We start from the raw sequence: 23,296 nt of genomic DNA, 5'->3' as shown, positions 1-23,296 counted from the left end.
ATACATGACGAGTGATGCATGACGAGTGATGCATGACGAGTGATGCATGACGAATGATACGATTCGTGAACGTTCGTGAATGATGGAGAAACGATGGACCTGATCTTGTGGCGCCACGCCGAGGCCGAGCCGGGCCATGAAGGCTTGCCGGACCTGGAGCGCGCGCTGACGCCGAAAGGCGTGAAGCAGGCTCGGCGCATGGGCAAGTGGCTCGATTCCCAGCTGCCGGAAAACTGCCGCATCCTCGCCAGCCCCGCCGTGCGCACGGTGCAGACGGCCGAAGGCCTGGGCCGCAAGTACAAGACCCATGCCGAGCTGGTGCCGGGCGCGGCGCCGGAAGCGATCCTGCAGGCGGCCAACTGGCCTGCCGCCAGGGAAACCGTGGTGATCATCGGCCACCAGCCCACGCTGGGCCAGGTCGCCGCGCTGCTGCTGACGGGCGAAGCGCTGGACTTCGAAATGAAGAAAGCGGCCGCCTGGTGGTTCGTGCAGCGCGACCCGGAAGACCCGGCGAGCCTCTACCTGAAGGCGGTGATGGCGGCCGACATGGTCAACAAATAAGGTGACCAACAGGTACCTTGCAAAGCACGAAGCGTCTGCTAGATTACAAATGTAGTACCCGGGTGAGTCTCATTCTGCGTTTGTAGTGCTTTATCAAGGAGCAGCCTTCCGAAAGGATGGCTGGTTTATCATGCCCACTCTACTGACGATCGGCATCTTCATAGCCACCGTGGGGCTGATCGTCTATGAAATCATTTCGGAAAGCCGGGGTGGCAACGGCAAACTGACCGACCGCTATCACGACGAATAGCGCACGCTGCATTAGCAAGCATCAAGGCCCCGCGGCAGCCCGTAGCGATACGGTCTGCGGCCGGGGCCTTCGGTTTTTCCAGCCATTTTCCACGCTTGCTCAGCAGGCTCCAGCTATCCCGAGGCATATTGATCGAAGCATCCGGTCCTTACCCCAGCAAGTCCAGCAGCGTCCCCGTCCCGCCCATCTGTTCCTGGATCGTGTACATCTGCGCCAGCGCCTGCGCCTGGGCGGTCAGCGACTGCGCCAGCCGCTCGCGCCGGTCGGTCAGCAGGTCGAGGTCGCGCGTGGTGCGGTCCTGGGCGCGGCGGATCAGGCCGTTCTCGGCCGTCAGCGCGCCCAGGCGCTGGTCGATGCGGTCGGCCAGGCCGGTGCCCTCGTCGGTGAACAGCCGGGCGACGGCTTCCGGATCGTCGGCGATGGCGGCCTTCAGCTTGATCTCGACCAGCACCAGCTTGCCGTCCGCATCGCGCGACAGGCCGATATCGGCCAGCGCCTGCGACGATGCGCCGGCGCCGCCGATCCGCATCAGCGCGCCCAGTTGCGAGGACACGCGGGACAGTGCCTGGTCGCCGCTCAGCGCGCCATCCTGCAGCACGGCCAGCGTGTCCGACATCTTGTTGTAGCCGTCCACGAACGCGGCCACGTTCTTCGCGATCTGGCTGCTGTCCTGGGTAATCGCCAGCCGTGTTTCGCCCTTCCCGGTCAGCGTGATCGTCACGCCTTCGATGGCGTCGTCGATCGTGTTGGTGCTGTTCCGGTACTCCTTGCCCGAGATGGTCACGATCGCATCCTGCGCGGCCTGCGCCTGCGTCATGCCGCCCGCCTGGGGCCGTTCGGGATCGAAGCCGATGGCGGCCGCCAGCGCGGCATCGCCGCTGACGCTGATCGACAGCGTCTGCGTGGCGCCTTCCTTGCCGTTCACCTGCAGCGCATAGCCGCCATTGGAACGCACCACGGTGGCGTTGACGCCGGCTTCCTTCAGCGCGGCGGCAATGCCATCCAGCGTATTGTTATTGCTGTCGATCGTGATCGTGCGCGCGGAACCGGCGCTGGCCTGGAAGCCCTCCTCGCCCAGGGTGCCCCATTCGAGCTTGACAGTGGCGGCCATGCCGCTGCCGATCATCGACCCCGCCGTCGGCTGGGTGCCGCTGTTGAGCACCTGGCCCTGGGCCAGCTGGCTGACATCGACGACATACCGGCCCGGCTTGGCGGCGGCGCTGGTGACGGCCGTCAGGATGCCGCGGCTGGAGGTGGAGGCGGCGGTCGACAGCCCGGCACCCGCCAGGCTCTCGGCCAGCGCCTCGAAGGTATCGAGGGCGCTCTGCAGCTGGCCCAGCCCGGACAGGCGGGTCTGCGTGCTCGTCAGGCTGGCATTGAGCAAGTCGATATTGCCCCGCTGGCCCGCCAGCGCCTGCTGCACGCGGGCCGCGACCGTCGGCGACAGCGTCGCGCTGCCGCCGGTCATGCCGGTGAGCGTGCCGGAGTTGATGCCGGAGTTGGTACCGGGGTTGGTACCGAACACCGTGGCGAACGGGTTGGTGCCGTATTGGGCGGCGAGGATGGCGCTGGCGTTTGTAACCATGGGGTGACCTCCGATGTCGGACTATTATGATCCCATCGGACCCGGGAATCAAAAGAGACGAACAGAACGGGACATGCCCCGTTGTCTTCCGGTTAAGCCTGCAAGACGGGAATCCGCGCTCCGAATGCCGTCACGCCACGGGGCACGACTCATCCGCATCGAATCGAGGTAGCGGAATCACCGGATCGATTCAGCGCATGAACTTCGTGATCGCGGCCGTGGCATCCGCGTTCAGCGGCAGGAACACGAAGCCCACCTTGAACTCGTTGCCGGAGAAAATGCAGTGGCTGACCTTGGCGCGGCATGTGATGATCTGCGGCTTGCCATCGACGAGCATCTCGAACACCACCTGCCCCGTCTGGCCCGGTTCGACCTTGCTGCCCGATGTCACGGACATGCCGCCCAGGCTGAGATCGAAGGTGCGCGCGGGAACCGGCGCGGCGCCATCGATGACCACCATTGCCCTCACGCGCAGGATCTTGCGCACGCCCTGCCTTTGATCGACTAACAATTACTCTTCCTCGTTGAAAATGACGGCGGCCGGCAAGGCCGGCCGCATATTCTACTGCGCAAGCACCAATCTTGCATTGGTGTCACTGCGCCCTTCTCGCCGGCTTCATTGCAGTTCGCGCAGCCGGTTGAACGCATCGTCGATGCGGTCCACGCCGATGATCGTCATGCCCTCGATCGGCTGCTTCGGCGCGTTGGCCTTGGGGATCATGGCAATCGAGAAGCCCAGCTTGGCCGCCTCGCGCAGCCGCTCCTGGCCGCGCGGCGCCGGGCGGATCTCGCCGGCCAGGCCCACTTCGCCGAACACCACGAAGCCGCGCGGCAGCGCCTTGTTGCGCATCGACGAATTGATCGCCAGCAGCACGGCCAGGTCGGCCGCCGGTTCGGTGATCTTCACGCCGCCGACCGCGTTGATGAACACGTCCTGGTCGAAGGCGGCAATGCCGGCGTGCCGGTGCAGCACCGCCAGCAGCATGGCCAGCCGGTTCTGCTCCAGGCCCACGGACAGCCGGCGCGCATTGGGCAGGTGGCTCGCATCGACCAGCGCCTGGATTTCCACCAGCAGCGGCCGCGTGCCTTCCTGCGTCACCATCACGCAGGAGCCGGGCACCTGGTTGTCATGCTGGGACAGGAACAGCGCGGAAGGATTCGACACGCCTTTCAGGCCCTTCTCCGTCATGGCGAACACACCCAGCTCATTGACGGCGCCGAAGCGGTTCTTGATGGCCCGCACCAGCCGGAAGCTGGAGTGGGTATCGCCCTCGAAGTACAGCACCGAATCGACGATGTGTTCGAGCACGCGCGGGCCGGCCAGCGCGCCTTCCTTGGTGACGTGGCCGACCAGGATGATCGTCACGCCGGTCTGCTTGGCCACGCGCGTAAGCTGCGCCGCGCACTCGCGCACCTGCGCCACCGAGCCGGGCGCGGAGGTCAGCGCGTCCGAATACAGGGTCTGGATCGAATCGATCACGGCCACCTGGGGCTTCACGCTGTCCAGCGTCTGCAGGATCTTCTCCAGCTGGATCTCGGCCTGCAGCTTGAATTCCTTGGCATCGATGGCCAGCCGCTTGGCGCGCAGGGCGATCTGCGCGCCCGATTCCTCGCCGGAGACATACAGCACGCTTTTCACGCGCGACAGGTTGGCCAGGGCCTGCAGCAGCAGCGTCGACTTGCCGATGCCCGGGTCGCCGCCGATCAGCACCACGCCGCCGGCCACCAGGCCGCCGCCCAGCACGCGGTCGAATTCCTCGATGCCGGTGCCGAAGCGCGGCACGTCGAGCGCTTCGATCTCGCTGAGCGACAGCACGGGCGCGGTCTGCGCCAGGGCCTGGTGCGATTGCGACATGCGGTTCACGCCGCCGGTCTCGATCACCGATTCCACCATCGTGTTCCATTGCCGGCAGGCCGGGCACTGCCCGGTCCATTTGCTGCTCGTGCCGCCGCATTCGCTGCACACGTATTGGGTCTTTGCCTTGGCCATCAGTCTTCCTTCACCTGCACGCGCGGCGCCACGGCGCACATCAGTTCATAGCCGATCGTGCCGGCGGACGCGGCGACATCGTCGATCGGCAGATCCTCGCCCCACAGCACCACGCGGCTGCCCACGCGCGCCTGGTCGATGCCGGTCAGGTCGACCGCCATCATGTCCATCGACACGCGGCCCACCGTACGGGTCCGGAAGCCATCCACCAGCACCGGCGTGCCGGTCGGCGCATGGCGCGGATAGCCGTCGGCATAGCCGCAGGCCACGGTGCCGATACGCATGTCGCGGTCCGCTTCGAAGCGGCTGCCGTAGCCGACGAAATCGCCCGCCGCGATGTGCTGGATGCCGATCAGTTCACTTGCCAGCGTCATTGCCGGCCGCAAGCCATAGTCCGCCGCGCTGCCGCCGCCCGGCGTGCCGCCATACAGCATGATGCCGGGACGGATCCAGTCGCTGACCAGTTCCTCGCGCAACTCCGGCATGCGCAGGACGCCGGCCGAATTGGCCAGGCTGCGCGGCGCATCCAGCCCCGCCGCCCCCGCCTCGAAGCGGCGGATCTGCTCGCGGATCGGCAGGCACTCGTGCGCCGCTTCATCGGCGTTGGCGAAGTGCGTCATCAGCGTGATGCGGCCCACGTGCGGGATGGCGCGCAGCCGCGCATAGGCGGCGGCGAATTCGCCGGGCTGGAAACCCAGGCGGTTCATGCCGGTGTTCATTTTCAGGTGCACGTCGACCGGCCGGGCCAGCGGCGTGCGTTCCAGCAGCGCGATCTGCTCCATGCAATGGGCCGTGCCGTTCAAGCCATGCTCCGCCATCGCATGCAGGTCGGCCGCGTCGAACCAGCCTTCGAGCAGCAGCACCGGCTTGGTCCAGCCCATCTCGCGCAGGCGTACCGCGTTATCGAACTCGATCAGCGCCAGGCCGTCGGCATCGGCAAAGCCGCGCAGCGCGCGCTGCAGGCCGTGGCCGTAGGCATTGGCCTTGACCACGGCCCAGGCCTTCGAGGCGGGCGCGCAGGCACGGGCGCGAGCCAGGTTATGCTGCATCGCAGCGACGTGGATGGTGGCAACGATCGGCCTTGGCATGGCGGAGTGGGCGCATTCGCGTCAGAAAGTGAAGCGGGCATTTTACCGCACACCCTCCCTTAGGCGGAGCTTAAGACCGGCATGCCCGGCGGCCGCGCCAGCCAATGCGGAAGCGCCTTCCCGGCAATCGAACGACCATTCAGATTGCCCAGCCGTTTTCTTTGGAAAGCATATCTTTCATGGTATAAAGCAAGCCGATATCGGTTTTAAGGCCCTCCCACAATGAATCGTGGTTTCTACACCATCATGGCGGCGCAGTTCTTTTCGTCGCTGGCGGACAATGCGTTGCTGTTCGTCGCGATCGACCTGCTGATCACGATGAAGTCGCCGGCATGGATCACGCCGCTGCTGAAGTTCCTCTTCGTGCTGTTCTATGTACTGCTGGCCGCATTCGTGGGCGCTTTCGCCGACGCATTGCCGAAAGGCCGCGTCATGTTCATCGCGAACCTGGTCAAGATCTTCGGCTGCGCATTGCTGTTCTATGAAGTGCACCCGCTGGCCGCCTATGCGATCGTGGGCATCGGCGCCGCCATCTACTCGCCCGCCAAGTACGGCATCCTGACCGAGCTGCTGCCGCCGGAAAAGCTGGTGGCCGCCAATGGCTGGATCGAAGGCCTGACGATTTCCTCGATCATCCTCGGCACCGTGATGGGCGGTGCCCTGGTCAGCGACCGCGCCGAGTCGATCATGGTCGGCTGGGACATCGGCATGAACAATCCCGCCTATGGCGCGCTGATGATCGTCGGCATCCTGTATATCTGCGCCGCGCTGTTTAACCTGCGCATTCCGCTGACCGGCTGCGTGTACCCGCACCAGGAACGCAATCCGGTGCGCCTGATCGAGGACTTCGCCAACTGCTGCATGATCCTGTGGCGCGACAAGCTGGGCCAGATTTCGCTGGCGGTGACCACGCTGTTCTGGGGCACCGGTGCCACCTTGCAGTTCATCGTGCTGGAATGGGCCAAGCAGTCGATGGGCATGAGTTATGAAAAGGCCACCACGATGGTCGGCCTGGTGGGACTGGGCGTGACGGTGGGCGCGATCATGTCGGCCAGGATGATTTCGCTGCGCCAGTCGCTCTCCGTGATCCCGCTCGGCATCGCCATGGGCTTCATCGTGATGACGATGGCCTTCATCCACACGCCGTGGCTGGCTTACCCGCTGCTGATCCTGGTGGGCGGCCTGGCCGGCTTCTTCGTGGTGCCCATGAACGCCCTGCTGCAGCACCGCGGCCACGTGCTGATGAGTGCCGGGCACTCGATCGCCGTGCAGAACTTCAACGAGAACCTGTCGATCCTGACCATGCTGGCCATGTATTCGCTGATGCTGCGCATGGACCTGGCACTGAACACGATCATCGTGCTGTTCGGCCTGTTCCTGTCGGGGACCATGATCGCCATCAAGCGGCTGCACGTGGCCAACCAGCGCGAGCACGATTCGCTGGCGCTGATCGGCGAGCACAAACACTGACCGCGGCCATGCCGCAACCGGCTGGTGTCGGACATTTTTTCCGCCTGCGGAAGAATTGTCGGACGCCGGTTTTCGCGCGCATCCCGGCAATGTCCGTCCCCGGCATTTTCACTGGGTGACGTGGCCGAAAGAGATGCCCGGCACCAGTACCTAAGCCGCCGGTTTCTGCCCCAGGTTTTGCCCCAGGTTCTGCCCCAGGTTCTGCACCGTCGCCCGCCTGATCGCGGCCCGCGCCGGCCAGTCGTCGCGCACCACGAACGCGCGCGACTCCTCAAGCAGCCAGCCATCCTCCTCGCGGATCGCTGCCACCATTACCGGTGACGCATCCGCCTCGAACTTCGTCGCCAGCAGCGCCGCCAGCTCGCCTCGCGCCAAGGGTGCAGGCACCGCCGGCAGCGCATCGCCGGCGCGCGCCTTGAGCGGCGCCAGCCACTGCAGGCGCGGCATCACCACGAAGCGTTCCTGCGCATGCCCCGCTTCGCCGGCAAGGCCGGCCAGCGTGAGCCAGCGCCCCCGGCAATGATCGGCCGTGATGCCGGGGATGACGGGTACCTCGCCATCCACCGCTCCGGGTGGATAGAACAGCCAGCCCTTGACGAGCGCCTGCACCGCCGTCACCGGCCGCGGCAGCACCTGCTGCGCGGCCGGATGCTGCGCCAGCGCGAGCTGCTGGTCGAAGATCTTGCGCATCTTGCGTCCCAGCGTGTCGCCCAGGTTCGGGCCCACCAGCAGGTCGAAGTCGGTGGTGGCCACGTCGCTGTCCAGCAGGTAGAACTTGGTGGCGAACTCGATGTGGCGCAGGCCGCCGCCAGCTTCGTCGAGCAGGAAATCGAACTCGCCCACCGTTTCCTTGCCGCCGTTGCCCTTGCTGCCGTGATGGTTGGTGCGCACCTGCAGGCCGTGTGTGGCCAGCGTGCCCCGCTGCGCAAAATAAAAGGCCATCAGCTTTTCGGCATACAGGCCGAGGCGAGAATAAAAGCGGCCGCCCAGCGCCGCCTCGAGCGGCGCGGGGTCGGCTTCGAGGGCCGCCAGCCAGGCCTCGACATCCGGCGCGACCGGCCCGGGCGCGGCGATGCGGCCGTGCCAGTACGGCGCGTTCGCGTCCAGCAGGTCGGGGGCGTCGAGCAGCCACGCCAGCGCCCGCACGTGCGGGCGCGTCAGGTGCCGCCAGCGGCGCTCGAAGCGCGCCTGGTACGTCGCTCCTGTGGCGGACTCAGCGGCGACCGGCATGGGCGGAACGCGCCAGGCACAGGTCGGCCCACGCCCTGGCCTTGTCTTCCGGCTTCTTCAGCAGGTCGGCCGGGTGGAACGTGGCGACGACAGGCAGTTCGCCACCCGGGTGGTCGTAGCGCAGCACCTTGCCGCGCGCGGCCATGCCGAGCAGGCCCTTGGCCGTCACGCCGCCCAGGGTGAGCGCCAGGCCCGCGCCCGTCAGCGCCAGCTCGCGCTGCAGGTACGGGCGGCAGGCGGCCAGTTCGTCGGCCGCGGGCAGGCGGTCGGCGCCATCATCGGCCACCGGGCGGCATTTCACCAGCGTGGTCACATAGGCGCCCCGCACCACCGACAGGTCCACGGCGCGCAGCATGTTGTGCAGCAGCTGGCCAGGCGGCCCGGCGAACGGCTGCTCCGCCTTCTCGTCGGCGGGCGTGGGCGCGAGGCCCAGCACGAGCCAGCGCGCGCGTTCGTCGCCATGGCCCGGCACGGCTGCGCGGCGCGTCTCGCACAGCCGGCAGCGCGTGCAGCCGCGCACGGCGGCCTGCAGTTCCGGCCAGTCCATCGCGGCGATTTCCTCGTCGGTGGCGGCGCCGCGCTGGGGCGCACGCCGCGGTCTGGCTGAAGACTCCGGTACGGCCGGCACGGCATCGAACCACGAGGTGTCTTCTCCGCTTTGCGGCGCCTCGGCCTTCGCGCGCGGCGGCGCCGGCTGCTTCAGCGTCGGCGCTTTCGGCGGCGGTGCCGGCGCGTTGTCGAACCAGGCGGTATCGCCGTCGCTCGTTGCGGCGGGCGGCGCGGCCGGGCGCGGCGGCGGCGAATCCGGTACGGCCGGCGCGACGGGGGCAGGCGTGGTATCCGCACGGGCCACCGTTTCACGGACCACCGGCGCCGGCGCGGCCGGTTCATGAGCGAACGGGATGGCGGCGACCGGCGCTTCGACGGCTGCCGGCTGTTCCTCGATGGCCGGCACCGGCGCTGCTTCGGCCACGGCTTCGGCAACATCATGCACGCGGTCGCGCAACAGCCAGCGCGGCCCGACGCCCATCTCCTGGAGGAATGCGCTGCTGCGCTGTGTCAGGCTCATAGCACGATCCGCATCACGATGGCATCCTCGCGCTTGCCGTCGGCGGCCGGGTAATACCCTTTGCGGCGGCCGATCTCGGCGAAGCCGTAGCGGCGGTAGATGTCGAGCGCGCGCACGTTCGACGGGCGCACTTCCAGCAGCATCGATTCCATGCCGAGGCCGCGCGCGCAGGCGGCGGACTGGTTCAGCAGGAAGCGCCCCAGGCCCTTGCCCTGCCAGCGCGCCGCCACCGCCACGTTCAGCAGGTGCGCCTCGTCGACGACGGCCATCACGAGGAAGTAGCCGATCAGTTCGCGCAGCGGGTCGCGCAGCACCCACGCGTGGTAGCCGTTCTTCAACGAATCGGCGAAATTGGTGCGTGTCCACGGATGCGGGTACACGTCGTGCTCGACCGCCACCACATCGTCCAGGTCCGCCGGCCGCATCGGTTCGTAGACCAGCCGCGCCAGGTCCCACGTGGGCTGCCGCGTCATGCCTTCACCCCGCCCTGCGCCTCGTTGATGACCGCCCGTTCGGCCTTCGTGTACGCCACCTTGTTGCGCAGGTAAAGCGGCTGCGCTTCGGCGGCCGGCACGCCCCGCCCGGCCGCGAAGGCGGCGGCTCCCAGGCGGGCCACCTGTTCGGCGTGCGGCAGCACGGCCGTATCGGCACCGGATGCAAACGGCCGGCCGGCGAAGGCTTCCGCGTAGGCCGTGAAGCCGTTGCCGCAGGCAAGCGGCGCACCGTGCGGCGCCACGCCCGCCGGGGCCGACAATGTGGCCGGCACGACAGGCACAGGCAACCGCGTGCCCGCGGCGCCAGGCAGCGCGTCGCCGAACCGGTATTGCGCCCAGTACACCTCGTTCATCCGCGCATCGAGCACCGCCAGCACATCGGCGGCGCCGTGGCGCTCGTGGCAGGCCAGCGCCATGGCGTCGAGCGTCACCACCGGCACCAGCGGCAGGCTGGCGCCGAAGCCGAGGCCCTGGGCAATGCCGCAGGCGGTGCGCACACCGGTAAACGAACCGGGCCCGGCGCCGTAGGCGATCGCGTCGCAATCGGCCAGGGCGATGCCTGCCTCGGCCAATAATTGCTGCACCATGGGCAGCAGCGAGGCCGAGTGCGTGCGCACGCCGTCCGAGCTGCGCGAGCTCAGGCGGCCGCCGTGCAGCAGCGCGCAGGAAGCCAGTTCGGAGGATGTTTCAAGGGCAAGGATGGTGGGGGAAGACTTGGACATGGGCGGTATTTTACCTTGCGCGGCGGCGGCGGCCCAGCCATCGCAGGCACGGCAGCCGCCCGGCCGACGCTGTACAATGCGGCCATGCACAGCACAACCCTACACGCCGACAACCGCGCCGAGGTGGCCGCCGCGCTGGCGCAGGACCGCCTGGTCGTGGCCTGCCTGTGCGCCGCCTGGTGCGGCACCTGCTCCAGCTACCGCGCCGCCTTCGAGGAACTGGCCGCGCGCCATCCCGGAAAATATTTCCTGTGGGTCGACATCGAAGACCACGCCGACCTGGTGGGCGACCTCGATGTGGAAAACTTTCCTACCCTGCTGATCCAGCACCATGAAACGGTGGCGTTCTTCGGCACGATGCTGCCCGACCCGAACGTGGCCAGCCGGCTGATCGACACGATCGCCGCCACCAGCGACGCGGAACTGGACCGCCAGGCCGGCAGCACCGCCGAGCGCCGCCAGTGGCAGAAGACCTGCAACCTGCGCCAGCTGATGGGCACCGGCTGACGCAGTGCCTCCCGGGCGCGACGCATTGCCTGCCGGGCACCAGCCGGCACCCGCGGCCGGCTCCGGCCGAGGCACTGCCGCTTTCCGTCATGACCTCCTGCGACGCACCGCCACCATGATGACCAGCGCCAGCGCGCTCAACGCCAGCGCGGACGGTTCGGGAACCTGCACCACGGCGGCCGACAGCCAGGCGCCCGCCTCGCCGAAGCGGTACGGCGCACAGTTCGCGCACTCGAGGTAGCCGTGCTGTCCGGTAAAGAGCGGTTCCTGCGAAAACAGTTCCTGGTGCGCCGCCGGCGTGTCGAGCGCATCTAGGCTGGCAAGGCCCAGGCGCAGGTTCCAGTTGCCTGTCCAGAAGGTGATCATCTGAAAATTCGTGTCGACCGTCGTCAATCCCAAGGGATCGTCGCTGGTGTAGGTATTGCCGAAGAACAGGCCCGTCGTCGTGGCGATGTTCCAGGCGGTGACCCGGTTCGTGGTCTCCTCCCAGGTGAACGTCCCCGAGGCCGTGGCACCATCCGTAAAGTTGAAATTGTTCAGTGTCCAGATCACGGACGCCTGGGCAGTGCCGGCCGAGGTGCCGATCAGGGCAGCGAATGCCAGCAGCCGGGCGGCGCGGGACAGCTTCGTGAATACATGCATGGGATTCCCCTTGAGATTGGACAAGGGAAAGAACGAGCAACACGCATGCCAGCATTTCAGCTTGATTGATTTCAAAGACCTATCGCTGAAACGCGACGCGGATGTAAAGAAATTCGACACACGCTGCCTTGCCGCACGCGCTGTCAGGGCAAGCGCCGCGCATGAGCAGGCGTGTTCCGCCGGCTTCACGCCCCGGGCGCCACTTTCCTGACGTACGTGTCGGTCGCCGACAATGCCACGCCGTCCGCCGCGCGCAGTGCCAGCTCCCCCACCGGCTCGCCGGTATCGCGCCGCACCAGCACGGAATGCGGCTCGCCGGGCGCGAACAGGTGGCGCTCGCCCCACCGGCGCAGCGCGACGATCACGGGAAACAGGTCCTGGCCCTTCGCGGTCAGCACATATTCCTGGTATGCCGAACCATCCGATGCCGGCTGGCTGGCGAGGATACCTTCCTCCACCAGCATGCGCAGCCGGTCGGCCAGGATATTGCGCGCCACGCCGAGGCCGCGCTGGAAATCGCCGAAGCGGCGCACGCCGTCGAACGCGTCCCGCACGATCAGCAATGCCCACCGGTCGCCGACCAGGTCCACGCCGCGTGCCACGGGGCACGGCTCCGCCCGCTCATTGTGCTTCCTCGCCATTGCCACCCCCTCCAGTGGTTGCATTTTAAAACTACAACGCGTACGCTTCAACCAGTTTTATTTTGCAACCACTTTGGAGGTGCCATGTCTTTTTCCACCGCCCGCCTGGCGCTGCTCGCGGCATCGGCCGCCCTGTGCGTCGCCAATGTCTACTACGCGCAACCGCTGCTCGACCTGATCGCCGCCGACCTGGCGCTCGACCGCGCGGCGGCCGGCGCCATCGTCACGGCCACGCAGGCGGGCAGCGTGCTCGCGCTGCTGTTCCTCGTGCCGCTGGGCGACCGCTTCGACCGGCGCCGCCTGTTGATGGCGCAGCTCGGCGCGCTGGCCCTCGCGCTGGCCGGCATCTGGGCGGCGCAGCGCCCCGGGCCGCTGCTGGCGGCGATGCTGCTGGCGGGCTTGCTGGGCACGGCCATGACGCAGGGCCTGATCGCCTGCGTGGCGGCCAGCGCGGCGGACGCCGAGCGTGGCCGCGTCGTCGGTGCCGTACAGGGTGGCGTGGTACTCGGGCTGCTGGGCGCGCGCGTGGTGGCCGGCGCGATCGCCGACCTGGCGGGCTGGCGCACCGTGTATGCGGTATCCGCCGCGGCGACGGTGCTGCTGGCCGCCGTGCTGTGGCGCGCGCTGCCGGCCGTGCCGCCGCCATCCCGGCCATTGCCATACCGGCAGCTGATCGGCTCGATGGCGGCGCTGTTGCGCAGCGACCGGGTCCTGCGCCAGCGCGGCATCATCGCGCTGCTGATGTTCGCGGTGTTCAACATCTTCTGGAGCGCCCTGGCACTGGAACTGGCCGGCCCGCCCCACGCGCTGCCCCACACCGCGATCGGCGCGTTCGGGCTGGTGGGATTGATCGGTGCGCTGGGCGCCATGCGCGCGGGCCGCCTGGCCGATCGCGGCCACGGCGACCGCACCACCGGCGCGGCGCTCTTGCTGCTGTGCGCGGCATGGCTGCCGCTGGCCTTCACGCCCGCATCGCTGGTGGCGCTGGCTGCCGGCATCGTCGCGCTCGACCTGGCGGTGCAGGCGCTGCACGTGACCAACCAGAGCCTGATCCTGCGCACCGGCGTGGCGCCCAGCCGGATGATCGGCTGCTACATGCTGTTCTATGCGGCCGGCAGCGGCGCCGGCGCGCTGGCCGCCACCGCCACGCATGCGGCCGGCGGCTGGCGGCTGGTGTGCCTGCTCGGCGCCGGCGTCAGTGTCGCGGCGCTGCTGTTCTGGCTTGCCGCCGCGCGGGAGCCTGCCGTCATGAATGAATCCGCAGTTCGCTAGGGCAGCCAGCGGTGCAGCAGGTCGTCCGGCATCACCGGCCGGCTGTAGAAATAACCCTGCGCCTGCTTGCAGCCGTGGCGCAGCAGGAAGGCGGCCTGCTCGTCCGTCTCGACGCCTTCGGCGATCACCGACAGGTTCATGCTCTTGCCGAGCTGGATGATGGCGATCGCGATCGCTTCGTCGTTGGCATCTTCGTGGATATCCTTGATGAACGAGCGGTCGATCTTCAGCGTCTGCACCGGCATCTGCTTCAGGTACGCCAGCGACGAATAGCCGGTGCCGAAGTCGTCGATCGCCAGGCTCACGCCGAGCGCGTGCAGGCCGTTGATGTACTGCAGCGCGTCGCCCGTGTTCATGATCAACGACTCCGTCACTTCCAGCTGCAGCCGGTGCGGCGCCAGGCCCGTCTCACGCAGGATGTCGCCGACGGTGCGCACGATCGTGCCCCGCTCGAACTGGCGCACCGACAGGTTAACGGCGATCTTCGGCACCACCAGGCCGGCGGCTTCCCAGCGCACCATCTGCCGGCAGGCCTGCGCCAGCACCCACTCGCCCAGCTGGCTGATGAAGCCGGAATCCTCGGCCAGGGGAATGAAGCGCACCGGCGGCACCAGGCCCAGTTCCGGGTGGTTCCAACGCACCAGCGCTTCCACGCCGATCAGCCGGCCGGTGTCGATTTCCACCTGCGGCTGGTAGTTCAGGAACATCTCGTCCTTTTCCAGCGAGCGGCGCAGCCAGGTTTCCAGGCGCAGGCGCTCGACGCCCTCGCCCGTCATCGACGGCGCATAGAAGCGGTAGCCGTTGCGGCCGCGCGCCTTGGCCTGGTACATCGCCACGTCGGCATTCCTGATCAGCACATTCCGGTCGGTGCTGTCGTGCGGATACAGGCTGATGCCGATGCTGCACGTGACGAACAGCTCGTGGCCGGCCACCAGGAATGGCTGCTCGAACATCGCCACCAGCTTTTCCGCCACCAGCGTGACGGCATACTCTCCGGCGACCCCTTCGAGCAGCACCACGAATTCATCGCCGCCCAGGCGCGCCAGCGTGTCGCCGTCGCGCAGGCGGTGCGACAGCGCGGCGGCCACCTGCTTGAGCAGTTCGTCGCCGATGTGGTGGCCCAGCGTGTCGTTGACGTTCTTGAAGCGGTCCAGGTCGATGAACAGCAGCGCCAGCTGCTCGGCCGAGCGCTGTGCTCGGTCCAGGGCGTGCTGGAGCCGGTCGTTGAACAGCAGGCGGTTCGGCAGTTCGGTGAGCGAATCGTGGTGGGCCAGGTGATCGAGCTTTTCCTCGTTTTCCTTGACCAGCGTGATATCGCTGAACACCCCCGCGTAATGCGTGGCCACGCCCTGCGCGTCGCGCACCGCGGTGATGGTCAGCGATTGCAGGAATTGCTCGCCGCCCTTGCGCAGCGCCCACAGCTCGCCCTGCCAGCACCCCGTGTCGACCAGCTCCGCCCACAGTTGCTGGTGGAATGCCGCGTCGTGGCGCGCCGACCGGGTCAGGCTCAGGTCGCGGCCCAGCGCCTCGGCTTCGGTAAAGCCGGTGATCTGCGTGAAAGCGGGATTGACGGCGACGATGCGGCCGTCCCCGCCGATCACCACCACGCCATCGGCGATATGTTCGAGCACGGTGGCCGACAGGCGCAGCTTCTCTTCGGCCTCCTTGCGCGCCGTGATATCGGCATACACCCAGATGCTGCCATCGTTCGGGCGGTTCTGGTCGATCGCGCAGCCGCTGACCATGCACCAGAACAGCGTGCCGTCGCGCCGGCGGTAGCTGCGCTCCTCGCTGAAGTACTCGCCCTGGCCCAGCGTGGGGTACTGGCGCGCGCCGGCCGCTTCGAAATCGAAGGCGGTGGGGAACACGATGGAGGTCGACTTGCCGACCATGTCGCCCGGCTCGTAGCCGAACAGTTCCTCGCAGCGGCGGTTCACCGACAGGATGGTGCGGTGGCGTACGAACATCACGCCGAACATCACGTTGTCCAGGATCGCGCCCTGCTCGGCCAGCAGCGCTTCGATGCGCATCTCGTTGTGCTTGCGCTCGCTGATATCGGACAGGATGCCATCGACCCATGGCGCGCCGCCGTCGGGCGACACCTGCGGCTGGCCGGTTTCCAGCACCCAGCGTTCGACGCCGCTGGCATCGACGATGCGGTACTCGGTCTCATACGCGCGCCCTTCCTCGATCGCGCACTTCAGCGCGCGGCGCTGCATGCGGCGGTCTTCCGGCGTGATCAGGTTGACCCACGAATGCGTGGTGCCGCGCATCAGCTGGGCGGCGGTATAGCCGGAGATCGATTCGATGGCGTCGCTGACGAATTCGATCGGCCCGTCCGGCCGGTAGCGGAACACGGCGCCGGGCACCTGCGTGACGATGGTACGGAAGCGTTCCTCGCGCTGGCGCACATCCTCGAACAGCCGGCGCAGCGCTTCGCGGGTCTGCTCCAGCCGCGCGCCGAGGCGGCCCAGCTCATCGTTGCCGCGCACTTCCAGCGGGGTATCGAAGTCGCCCTGCGCCAGGCGGTCGGAAACGCGCATCAGGCGGCGCAGCGGCGCGATCACGCGCTTGTTCAGGAACAGCACGATCAGCAGCAGCGACACGGTGAGCTGCGCGGCCAGCACGAAGATATAGGAGCGGCGCTTGTCCTGCAATTCCTGGCGGCTGCGCGCATCGTCCATCTCCACCATCACGTGGCCGATCCGTTCGCCGCGCACCGTCACGTCGCGCTCGGCGCGCACCACATTGCCCAGCGGCCGCGCCGGCGATTTCTCGTGGATGAACTGGGTTTCGGCCTGGCCGGTGACCTGCACCTGCACCACCGAGCGGTCGCGCATCACCGACTGCACCAGCGACTGCGCAGATTCGGCGTTCATGTTCCACAGCGCTTCCTGCATGCCCAGCGCCAGGATATCCGCATTGCGCTGCAGCGCTTCATCCAGCGCGGTGCGGGCCGACTGCTGTTCGCGCACCCCCACCATCAGGTAGCTGCCGACGATGGCCGGCACGATCAGCCCGCCCAGGACGACGAGCAGCAGGGAACCGTAGAGCGATTGGCCAAAGAGCGCGCCGAGCCAGGCACGCAAGCCACTGGTCGGCGGCTTGGTCATGCAGAAAGGTCTGGCTGGAAAATCAGGAGCATCTTGCACAGTGCATAATTATCGTGGTGCAATTATGCTGCAAAGCGATAAGCAAGTCACGAATGCCGTTCAGTAACGAAGCGTGCTGACAACGCAAACGTTGCAACGTTGGCGAACTTGTTATGATGCCCACTCCAAAACGGGATTAACGACAGGAGTTGCCATGAGTTTTTCAATGTATTCCGCTTCGGTGCCGGTGTTTCAGCAGATCCTGAACAGCCTGCTCGAGATCCTCGACAAGGCCGACCGGCATGTCGAAGCCGCGCGCATCGACCCGAACGCCCTGCTTCAGTACAGGCTGTTCCCGGACATGCTGCCATTCACCCGCCAGATCCAGATCGCCGCCGATTTCGCCAAGGGCGCCGGCGCCCGGCTGGCCGGCCAGGAAGTGCCATCCTATGAAGACACGGAAAAGAGTTTTGCCGACCTGAAGCTGCGCATCAAGAAAACGCTGACCTTCCTGGACAGCCTGCCGCGCCACGAGATCGAAGTCAGTGCCGAGCGCGCCATCACCACCGGCAGTGGCGAGAAGACGCGCCACTTCACCGGCCAGGCTTACCTGATGCACTACGCCCTGCCGCACTTCTTCTTCCACGCCACCACCGCCTACGACATCCTGCGGCACAACGGCATCGAGATCGGCAAGAAGGATTTCATCGGCACGATCCCGCAATAGCGCCAGCTAAAAAACGGTGACAGGCACCATTTGATTTGCAATGTTTCTGTTGGCTACGCTGCCCCGCAGCGTAGCCATGCTGGCGTTCGCGTGGCGGTGCTCGACAACGATCACTCGATATTTGCAAAAAAAGTGGTGCCTGTCACTAATGCCGTTAAGTTAAGTCCACCCCAAGTGCAAATTCCGGGGTCAGGGAGGAATACTGGCTTGTAAGCCAGTATCGCTACGTCGGCAAGGAGCGATGCTCCTTGAAACCCCGACTACGCCCCGCCGGGGTGAAGGGGGGGTTCGCGAAGCATGCTTCGCGCCTGCGGAACGGTGCTGGCATGCAGGCCAGCATTCCTTCCTGACCCCAGCCCTTCGCTGTTGGGGGGAATGCATGCGCTTGCACCGTGTCGGGTAACGCTTAGCTTGGCGGCATTAGTCCCTGTCACCGTTTTTCATCATGCATGTAGCCCGGCACCGGCCGTGAGCCGTGCGATATCAGCCATTCCGCCGCGGGTAGCCTTGCGCGAGGATGCGCTGCCACACCAGTTCCTTTTGCTCGGCCGACATCGACACCCAGTGCGCCACCTCGATATACGTGCGGCCGCAACCGCGGCACACATCGTCGAAGGTGGTCGAGCACACGGCCACGCACGGCGTGTCCGGGCGCTCGGGAAGTTTCTCGTCCGTCATTGCTGTTCCCGCGGGAACAGCTTGTCCCAGCCTTCATGGCCCAGGTTTTCCATCGTCTCGATATTCTTCTCGAAAATGGCTTCCGCTTCGGGGAAGGCTTCGACGGCGCGCTCCACGCTGTCTTCGCGCAGCAGGTGCAGCGTGGGGTATGGCGAACGGTTCGTGTAATTGCCGATATCGTTCCGGTCCGTGTCGGCGAACTGGTAGTCGGGGTGGAAGCTCGCCACCTGCAACTCGCCGACCAGGCCCATGTCTTCGAGCGCGGCATCGGCCACATCGAGGAACTCGTTGTAGTCTTCGAAGTCATTCAATACATGGGGATGGATGATCAGCGTGGTGTCGACTTGCTCGGCTGGCGTGTCGGACAGCGTTTGCAGCTCATCCATCAGGGTTTCCAGCAGCTCCTCGGGCGTGGTGGCATCGGACACCACGTAGCGGATCTGCTTCTTGACGTGGACGGCCTTGGCGAAGGGGCACAGGTTCAGGCCGATCACGGCCTTTTCCAGCCACTGCTCGGTTGCCGCGATCGCACTCGCGTGGTCCACGGCGGGCTGGCTGCCGCCATTGCTGTTGGTATTGCTCATAATAAACTTCCTGGGTGTGAAATACCGGTCGGACATTGTACGCACCGGATGACGTTTACGCCATTTGCTGCCATTTTGATGTGATCCCCAGGGATCTTGCCATTATTTTTCTCGATGCCGTAGCTCAAGTTTTTTGTAACGGCGCCGACATATTGCTTGACGGCGACCTGACAACCTCCTTAAACTCGGCCTTTAAATTGGTAGTCCGTCCCGCCCCTGGGCTTGCCCTGGTTAACCTGACGACAACACAATGGAGCACTATGCGAATTAAGTACATTCCCCTGCTGGCAGCGATCCTTGCCGCGGCACCGGCGATGACTCAGGCAGCCGACAGCGCCGACAGTCTTCCGCTGATGCCCCTGACCGCCGCCGCCAAGGCCCCTGCACCGAACCTCGCTACTCCTTCCCATACCGTCAAAGCCCCTTCCGAAGACCCGTTCCGGGAAACGGATGTGTGGAACCGCATCCGCACCGGCTTTTCGATCCCCGACCTGAACAATTCCCTGGTGTCGAAGCACGCCAGCTGGTACGCCGAACGCCCGGACCACATGGCCCGCACGTCCGCGCGCGCATCGCTGTACCTGTTCCACGTGGTGACGGAACTGGAGAAGCGCAACATGCCGACCGAACTGGCCCTGCTGCCGTTCATCGAATCGGCTTTCAACCCGGTGGCCGTGTCGAGCGCGAACGCCGGCGGCATGTGGCAGTTCATGCCCGGCACCGGCCGCGACTTCAACCTGAAGCAGAACGCCTTCAAGGATGACCGCCGCTCGGTGCTGGCCTCCACCGATGCCGCGCTGACCTACCTGCAAAAGCTGTACGACATGTTCGGCGACTGGCAACTGGCGCTGGCCGCATACAACTGGGGCGAAGGCTCGGTGCAGAAGGCCATCGCGAAGAACCGCGCGGCCGGCAAGCCGATCGACTTCGACAGCCTGTCCCACCTGATGCCGGCGGAAACCCGCAATTACGTGCCCAAGCTGCAGGCCGTGAAGAATATCGTGGCCAACCCGGCCCGCTTCGGCCTGTCGCTGCCCTTGATCCGCAACGAGCCGTACTTCACCGCCGTCGACAAGACCAGCGATATCGACCTGGCCATCGCCGCCCAGCTGGCCGAATTGTCGGTGGACGAGTTCAAGGCCCTCAATCCCCAGTTCAAGCGCCCGGTGATCACCGGCGGCGAGCAGACCCAGATCCTGCTGCCGAAGGAAAACGCGGAAAAGTTCCACCTGAACCTGGCGCAGTGGGGCCAGGCGCTGTCCACCTGGACCACGCACCGCGTCAGCAGCGCGCGTGAAAGCATCGCTTCGCTGGCGTCGAAATTCCGCACCACGCCGGACGTGATCCGCAAGGCCAACAACCTGCCGTCGCGCGGCGTGCTGACGGCCGGTTCGACGATCCTGGTGCCGAAGATCTCCACCAGCGCGCACCTCGACATCCCGGTCGAGATCGCCGACAACGCCACCGTCAACGTGGCCGAGGAAGCGGTGGCCAAGCGCAGTAATTACCGCAAGGCGAAGGCATCGGGCAACAAGTCCAAGTCGCGCATCAAGCTGGTGAAGGCACGCGTCTCGCGCGAGCAGGCCGGCAAGAAACGCCGCAACTGAGTGCCGGAAGCGCGGCCGGGCCGGCCGCCCTTCACTCCATCAAGGCTGCGCGACCGATGTCCCGCAGCCTTTGCCGTTTTCGCGCCGCGCCGGATTCACGCCGAACCGCGCCGAACCACGCCGCGGCCGCGCGCGCCATAGCATTCCGCCAAGCTTGCAGCCGCCGCCCCCAAGCCATACAATCTCGATCTTGCGGTAATGCGTACCCGTCATCGATTGGTCCGTCACCAACTAGAATAACAACCCATGCTTGCGCCGGCTGCGCGCAACAGGCAATTGGAGTAATCATGGCTTTCTTGCAAGGCAAAAAAATCCTCATCACCGGCTTGCTGTCCAACCGCTCGATCGCCTATGGCATCGCGCAAGCCTGCCACCGCGAAGGCGCCGAGCTGGCCTTCACCTATGTCGGCGAACGCTTCAAGGACCGCATCACGGATTTCGCCGCCGAGTTCGGCAGCAAACTGGTGTTCGATTGCGACGTGGCCAGCGATGAGCAGATCGAGGCATTGTTCCGCGACCTGGGCCAGAGCTGGGAAAGCCTGGATGGCTTCGTGCACGCGATCGGCTTCGCGCCGCGCGAGGCGATCGCCGGCGAATTCCTCGACGGCTTCTCCCGCGAGAACTTCCGCATTGCCCATGACATCTCCGCCTACAGCTTCCCGGCCATGGTGAAAGCCGCCCTGCCGCTGCTGAAGGAAGGTTCGTCGGTGCTGACGCTGTCCTACCTGGGCGCCATGCGCGCGATCCCGTACTACAACACGATGGGCCTGGCCAAGGCCTCGCTGGAAGCCTCGGTGCGCTACCTGGCCGAGAACCTGGGCCAGAAGGGCATCCGCTCGAACGGCATCTCGGCCGGCCCGATCAAGACGCTGGCCGCGTCCGGCATCAAGGATTTCTCGAAGCTGCTGGGCTTTGCCGCCAGCCACGCCCCGCTGCGCCGCAACGTCACGATCGAGGAAGTGGGCAACACGGCCGCCTTCCTGCTGTCCGACCTGTCGTCCGGCATCACCGGCGACATCGTCTATGTCGACGGCGGCTTCTCCCACGTGATGGGCCTGAACGCCAGCGATTACCAGTAATCCGCATGTCCTGAACGGCGCCCCCGCAACGCGGGCGCCGGCATCCGCCCGACCCGTCCGCACGATTTAGATATTCGTGCAGGAATGAAAGAAATCGGGTATGATGTTCTTTGTGCGTTGCAACAGACTGCGCACGAAGAAGAAGAACACGAGAATCATCTAGCTCTTATTTAGCTCCTTAATCAGCTTCGCAAGCCTTCGCGTATCCCGGTTTCCCTGTCCGTGCCGCATGTCAAATGCAGCCGGTGCATCGTCCGGATGACGCTTATAAAAAGCCCCCCGCCTCAGCGTGTCGCTGCGTAATCGCGCAGCATGACACCGTCCCGGCGCAAAGCTTTTGTGCCGAAATTTCTATTCATGTCGTATAGAGTCATTTCGTTCGGTTGGCGTAGCTATGTTGCGTTCTGCGTTTGTGCAGGAACGCGCAATTTTACGAAAGATATACATGACTTTTGAAGCACTTGGACTCCACGCATCGATCCTCAAAGCCCTGACCGATTCCGGCTACACCACGCCGACCCCGGTCCAGGAACAAGCTCTGCCCGCCGCGATGGCCGGCAAGGATCTGCTGGTCTCCTCGCAAACGGGCTCCGGCAAGACCGCGGCCTTCATGCTGCCTTCGCTGCACCGCCTGGCCGAAATGGCCCCGGCGGAAGCGACCGGCCGCACCCCGAACCAGGAAAAGCAGGCTGCGCAAGCGCGCGGCGAGCGTCCACGTTTCAAGGCAGCCCAGCCGAAGATGCTGGTGCTGACGCCGACCCGCGAGCTGGCCTTGCAGGTCACCACCAATACCGACAAGTACGCCGTCAACCTGCGTCGCCTGAAAGCCGTGGCGATCCTGGGCGGCATGCCTTACCCGAAGCAGATGCAACTGCTGTCGCGCAATCCTGAAATCATCGTGGCAACGCCGGGCCGCCTGATCGACCACATGGAATCGGGCAAGATCGACTTTTCCCAGCTGGAAATCCTGGTGCTGGACGAAGCCGACCGCATGCTGGACATGGGCTTCATCGACGACATCGAAAAGATCGTCGCCGCCACGCCGGCCACGCGCCAGACCATGCTGTTCTCGGCCACGCTGGAAGGCACGGTCGGCAACATGGCACGCCGCATCACCAAGGATCCGATGACCATCGAGATCAAGCAGGCTGCCAACAAGCATGAAAACATCACGCAGCGCGTGCACTTCGTGGACGACCTGTCGCACAAGAACCGCCTGCTCGATCACCTGCTGCGCGACGAGACGCTGGACCAGGCCGTGGTGTTCACGGCCACCAAGCGCGATGCCGACACGATCGCCGACCGCCTGAACATCGCCGGTTTCTCGGCCGCCGCACTGCATGGCGACATGCACCAGGGCGCCCGTAACCGCACGCTGGACAGCATGCGCCGCGGCACCGTGAAGGTGCTGGTCGCCACCGACGTGGCCGCGCGCGGCATCGACGTGCCGACGATCACGCACGTGTTCAACTACGACCTGCCGAAGTTCGCCGAAGACTACGTGCACCGCATCGGCCGCACCGGCCGCGCCGGCCGCAATGGCCTGGCGATCTCGCTGGTGAACCATTCGGAAAACATGAACGTGCGCCGCATCGAACGCTTCACCAAGCAGTCGATCCCGGTGAACGTGGTGGAAGGTTTCGAGCCGAAGAAGGCCGCGGCACCGCGTTCCGCCGCGCGTCCGGGCTGGAAGCCGGGCGAAGGCCGTGGCGGCAAGCCGGGCCAGCGCAGCTTCTCGAAGCCGGCGTACCCGCGCGATGGCGCACCGCGTGAAGGCGGTTTCGCCCGCGACAGCAGCCACTACCGCAGCGAAGGCACGCCGTTCCGTGCCGACGGCGCACCCCGTCCTGAAGGCGGTTTCCGCCGCGAAGGCGCGCCGGCCCGCAAGGAAGGCGGCGGTTTCCGTCGCGACAGCGCACCGCGTTCCGACGCACCGCGCCGTCCGTGGGGCGAGCGCTGATCGCCAGCGTAGTCAAGTAGCATGAAAGCCGCCGGGTTCGCCCGGCGG

21 protein-coding genes are annotated in these 23,296 nt (G+C 66.1%); 8 read left to right on the top strand and 13 right to left on the bottom strand.

All coding sequences use genetic code 11. The annotated features are described in order from the left end of the window. The first annotated feature begins 93 nt into the window (after window positions 1-93). Window positions 94-561, top strand: a complete 468-nt coding sequence (gene sixA / locus OU994_RS12560) for a phosphohistidine phosphatase SixA (protein ID WP_281611010.1) — start codon at window positions 94-96, stop codon at window positions 559-561. A 398-nt stretch (window positions 562-959) separates the two neighbouring features. Here the strand turns inward: sixA and fliD are convergent, their stop codons facing one another. The 4 genes from fliD to alr all read right to left on the bottom strand — a co-directional run bounded on the left by fliD (window position 960) and on the right by alr (window position 5,474). Beyond that, complete coding sequence (gene fliD, locus OU994_RS12555) at window positions 960-2,396, bottom strand: flagellar filament capping protein FliD (protein WP_281611009.1); 1,437 nt, start codon at window positions 2,394-2,396, stop codon at window positions 960-962. A gap of 190 nt (window positions 2,397-2,586) precedes the next feature. Then, the gene (locus OU994_RS12550) at window positions 2,587-2,907 is read right to left on the bottom strand and encodes a PilZ domain-containing protein (RefSeq protein WP_281611008.1); all 321 of its coding nucleotides are present in this window, start codon (window positions 2,905-2,907) and stop codon (window positions 2,587-2,589) included. A gap of 105 nt (window positions 2,908-3,012) precedes the next feature. Beyond that, the gene (gene radA / locus OU994_RS12545; protein ID WP_131146599.1) at window positions 3,013-4,386 is read right to left on the bottom strand and encodes a DNA repair protein RadA; all 1,374 of its coding nucleotides are present in this window, start codon (window positions 4,384-4,386) and stop codon (window positions 3,013-3,015) included. After that, window positions 4,386-5,474, bottom strand: a complete 1,089-nt coding sequence (gene alr / locus OU994_RS12540) for an alanine racemase (RefSeq protein ID WP_281611007.1) — start codon at window positions 5,472-5,474, stop codon at window positions 4,386-4,388. The genes radA and alr overlap by 1 nt, the downstream gene beginning before the upstream one ends. Before the next feature lie 222 nt (window positions 5,475-5,696). Between alr and lplT the strand changes: the two genes are divergently transcribed. Further along, window positions 5,697-6,944, top strand: a complete 1,248-nt coding sequence (lplT, locus tag OU994_RS12535; RefSeq protein WP_131146601.1) for a lysophospholipid transporter LplT — start codon at window positions 5,697-5,699, stop codon at window positions 6,942-6,944. Between the two features lie 150 nt (window positions 6,945-7,094). Here lplT and OU994_RS12530 read toward each other — a convergent pair whose 3' ends face one another. The 4 genes from OU994_RS12530 to tsaB are packed head-to-tail and all read right to left on the bottom strand — an operon-like array spanning window position 7,095 to window position 10,459. After that, on the bottom strand, window positions 7,095-8,174 hold the full coding sequence (locus OU994_RS12530) for a DUF1853 family protein (RefSeq protein WP_281611006.1): 1,080 nt from the start codon (window positions 8,172-8,174) through the stop codon (window positions 7,095-7,097). Next, entirely contained in the window at window positions 8,158-9,243 is a 1,086-nt protein-coding gene (locus OU994_RS12525; protein WP_281611005.1) for a uracil-DNA glycosylase family protein, read from the bottom strand. The genes OU994_RS12530 and OU994_RS12525 overlap by 17 nt, the downstream gene beginning before the upstream one ends. Next, window positions 9,240-9,716: a ribosomal protein S18-alanine N-acetyltransferase gene (rimI, locus tag OU994_RS12520; protein WP_281611004.1), complete on the bottom strand. Its 477-nt coding sequence runs from the start codon at window positions 9,714-9,716 to the stop codon at window positions 9,240-9,242. The genes OU994_RS12525 and rimI overlap by 4 nt, the downstream gene beginning before the upstream one ends. Next, on the bottom strand, window positions 9,713-10,459 hold the full coding sequence (gene tsaB, locus OU994_RS12515) for a tRNA (adenosine(37)-N6)-threonylcarbamoyltransferase complex dimerization subunit type 1 TsaB (RefSeq protein ID WP_281611003.1): 747 nt from the start codon (window positions 10,457-10,459) through the stop codon (window positions 9,713-9,715). The genes rimI and tsaB overlap by 4 nt, the downstream gene beginning before the upstream one ends. Before the next feature lie 84 nt (window positions 10,460-10,543). Between tsaB and OU994_RS12510 the strand changes: the two genes are divergently transcribed. Further along, the gene (locus OU994_RS12510; protein WP_281611002.1) at window positions 10,544-10,966 is read left to right on the top strand and encodes a thioredoxin family protein; all 423 of its coding nucleotides are present in this window, start codon (window positions 10,544-10,546) and stop codon (window positions 10,964-10,966) included. Window positions 10,967-11,053: 87 nt separating this feature from the next. Here the strand turns inward: OU994_RS12510 and OU994_RS12505 are convergent, their stop codons facing one another. Together OU994_RS12505 and OU994_RS12500 are read right to left on the bottom strand one after the other, a co-directional pair. Continuing rightward, entirely contained in the window at window positions 11,054-11,608 is a 555-nt protein-coding gene (locus OU994_RS12505; protein WP_281611001.1) for a PEP-CTERM sorting domain-containing protein, read from the bottom strand. A 185-nt stretch (window positions 11,609-11,793) separates the two neighbouring features. After that, window positions 11,794-12,249, bottom strand: coding sequence for a helix-turn-helix domain-containing protein (locus OU994_RS12500; protein ID WP_281611000.1), 456 nt, complete (start codon window positions 12,247-12,249; stop codon window positions 11,794-11,796). 84 nt (window positions 12,250-12,333) lie between these two features. Here OU994_RS12500 and OU994_RS12495 point away from each other — a divergent pair, with 84 nt between their 5' ends. Beyond that, a complete protein-coding gene (locus OU994_RS12495; RefSeq protein WP_281610999.1) occupies window positions 12,334-13,521 on the top strand; it encodes an MFS transporter in 1,188 nt (395 codons plus the stop codon). Here OU994_RS12495 and OU994_RS12490 read toward each other — a convergent pair. Beyond that, window positions 13,518-16,634, bottom strand: a complete 3,117-nt coding sequence (locus OU994_RS12490; protein WP_281610998.1) for an EAL domain-containing protein — start codon at window positions 16,632-16,634, stop codon at window positions 13,518-13,520. The genes OU994_RS12495 and OU994_RS12490 overlap by 4 nt on opposite strands. Before the next feature lie 193 nt (window positions 16,635-16,827). On the opposite strand from OU994_RS12490, the gene OU994_RS12485 reads away from it, so the two are divergent. Next, window positions 16,828-17,340: a DUF1993 family protein gene (locus OU994_RS12485; protein WP_281610997.1), complete on the top strand. Its 513-nt coding sequence runs from the start codon at window positions 16,828-16,830 to the stop codon at window positions 17,338-17,340. 483 nt (window positions 17,341-17,823) lie between these two features. Here OU994_RS12485 and OU994_RS12480 read toward each other — a convergent pair whose 3' ends face one another. Together OU994_RS12480 and OU994_RS12475 are read right to left on the bottom strand one after the other, a co-directional pair. Next, the gene (locus tag OU994_RS12480) at window positions 17,824-18,018 is read right to left on the bottom strand and encodes a DUF1289 domain-containing protein (protein WP_131146612.1); all 195 of its coding nucleotides are present in this window, start codon (window positions 18,016-18,018) and stop codon (window positions 17,824-17,826) included. Beyond that, window positions 18,015-18,602, bottom strand: coding sequence for a DUF1415 domain-containing protein (locus tag OU994_RS12475; RefSeq protein ID WP_281610996.1), 588 nt, complete (start codon window positions 18,600-18,602; stop codon window positions 18,015-18,017). Before OU994_RS12475 ends, OU994_RS12480 begins: the two co-directional genes overlap by 4 nt. A 260-nt stretch (window positions 18,603-18,862) precedes the next feature. Here OU994_RS12475 and OU994_RS12470 point away from each other — a divergent pair, with 260 nt between their 5' ends. The 3 genes from OU994_RS12470 to OU994_RS12460 all read left to right on the top strand — a co-directional run bounded on the left by OU994_RS12470 (window position 18,863) and on the right by OU994_RS12460 (window position 23,248). Further along, on the top strand, window positions 18,863-20,209 hold the full coding sequence (locus tag OU994_RS12470; RefSeq protein ID WP_281610995.1) for a transglycosylase SLT domain-containing protein: 1,347 nt from the start codon (window positions 18,863-18,865) through the stop codon (window positions 20,207-20,209). 287 nt (window positions 20,210-20,496) lie between these two features. Beyond that, complete coding sequence (gene fabI, locus OU994_RS12465; RefSeq protein WP_131146614.1) at window positions 20,497-21,288, top strand: enoyl-ACP reductase FabI; 792 nt, start codon at window positions 20,497-20,499, stop codon at window positions 21,286-21,288. Window positions 21,289-21,733: 445 nt separating this feature from the next. Then, window positions 21,734-23,248 carry a DEAD/DEAH box helicase gene (locus OU994_RS12460; RefSeq protein ID WP_281610994.1) on the top strand — a complete coding sequence of 505 codons (1,515 nt, stop codon included), beginning with the start codon at window positions 21,734-21,736 and terminating at the stop codon, window positions 23,246-23,248. Window positions 23,249-23,296: the final 48 nt, after the last annotated feature.

The organism is Pseudoduganella sp. SL102 (assembly GCF_027856995.1).
GTDB classification, from domain to species: Bacteria; Pseudomonadota; Gammaproteobacteria; order Burkholderiales; family Burkholderiaceae_D; genus Rugamonas; species Rugamonas albidiflava.
The sequence above is the reverse complement of the archived record's forward strand: the minus strand, read 5'-3'. Positions and strand labels throughout refer to the sequence as shown.

Excerpts from the sequence above, each read along its gene's own strand:
- radA (WP_131146599.1), bottom strand. The coding sequence starts at position 4,386 with ATGGCCAAGGCAAAGACCCAATACGTGTGCAGCGAATGCGGCGGCACG.
- OU994_RS12475 (WP_281610996.1), bottom strand. The coding sequence starts at position 18,602 with ATGAGCAATACCAACAGCAATGGCGGCAGCCAGCCCGCCGTGGACCAC.
- OU994_RS12470 (WP_281610995.1), top strand. The coding sequence starts at position 18,863 with ATGCGAATTAAGTACATTCCCCTGCTGGCAGCGATCCTTGCCGCGGCA.
- rimI (WP_281611004.1), bottom strand. The coding sequence starts at position 9,716 with ATGACGCGGCAGCCCACGTGGGACCTGGCGCGGCTGGTCTACGAACCG.
- OU994_RS12500 (WP_281611000.1), bottom strand. The coding sequence starts at position 12,249 with ATGGCGAGGAAGCACAATGAGCGGGCGGAGCCGTGCCCCGTGGCACGC.
- OU994_RS12485 (WP_281610997.1), top strand. The coding sequence starts at position 16,828 with ATGAGTTTTTCAATGTATTCCGCTTCGGTGCCGGTGTTTCAGCAGATC.
- tsaB (WP_281611003.1), bottom strand. The coding sequence starts at position 10,459 with ATGTCCAAGTCTTCCCCCACCATCCTTGCCCTTGAAACATCCTCCGAA.
- OU994_RS12530 (WP_281611006.1), bottom strand. The coding sequence starts at position 8,174 with ATGCCGGTCGCCGCTGAGTCCGCCACAGGAGCGACGTACCAGGCGCGC.
- fabI (WP_131146614.1), top strand. The coding sequence starts at position 20,497 with ATGGCTTTCTTGCAAGGCAAAAAAATCCTCATCACCGGCTTGCTGTCC.
- OU994_RS12460 (WP_281610994.1), top strand. The coding sequence starts at position 21,734 with ATGACTTTTGAAGCACTTGGACTCCACGCATCGATCCTCAAAGCCCTG.
- alr (WP_281611007.1), bottom strand. The coding sequence starts at position 5,474 with ATGCCAAGGCCGATCGTTGCCACCATCCACGTCGCTGCGATGCAGCAT.
- sixA (WP_281611010.1), top strand. The coding sequence starts at position 94 with ATGGACCTGATCTTGTGGCGCCACGCCGAGGCCGAGCCGGGCCATGAA.
- OU994_RS12490 (WP_281610998.1), bottom strand. The coding sequence starts at position 16,634 with ATGACCAAGCCGCCGACCAGTGGCTTGCGTGCCTGGCTCGGCGCGCTC.
- OU994_RS12495 (WP_281610999.1), top strand. The coding sequence starts at position 12,334 with ATGTCTTTTTCCACCGCCCGCCTGGCGCTGCTCGCGGCATCGGCCGCC.
- OU994_RS12480 (WP_131146612.1), bottom strand. The coding sequence starts at position 18,018 with ATGACGGACGAGAAACTTCCCGAGCGCCCGGACACGCCGTGCGTGGCC.
- OU994_RS12505 (WP_281611001.1), bottom strand. The coding sequence starts at position 11,608 with ATGCATGTATTCACGAAGCTGTCCCGCGCCGCCCGGCTGCTGGCATTC.
- OU994_RS12525 (WP_281611005.1), bottom strand. The coding sequence starts at position 9,243 with ATGAGCCTGACACAGCGCAGCAGCGCATTCCTCCAGGAGATGGGCGTC.
- lplT (WP_131146601.1), top strand. The coding sequence starts at position 5,697 with ATGAATCGTGGTTTCTACACCATCATGGCGGCGCAGTTCTTTTCGTCG.
- OU994_RS12510 (WP_281611002.1), top strand. The coding sequence starts at position 10,544 with ATGCACAGCACAACCCTACACGCCGACAACCGCGCCGAGGTGGCCGCC.
- fliD (WP_281611009.1), bottom strand. The coding sequence starts at position 2,396 with ATGGTTACAAACGCCAGCGCCATCCTCGCCGCCCAATACGGCACCAAC.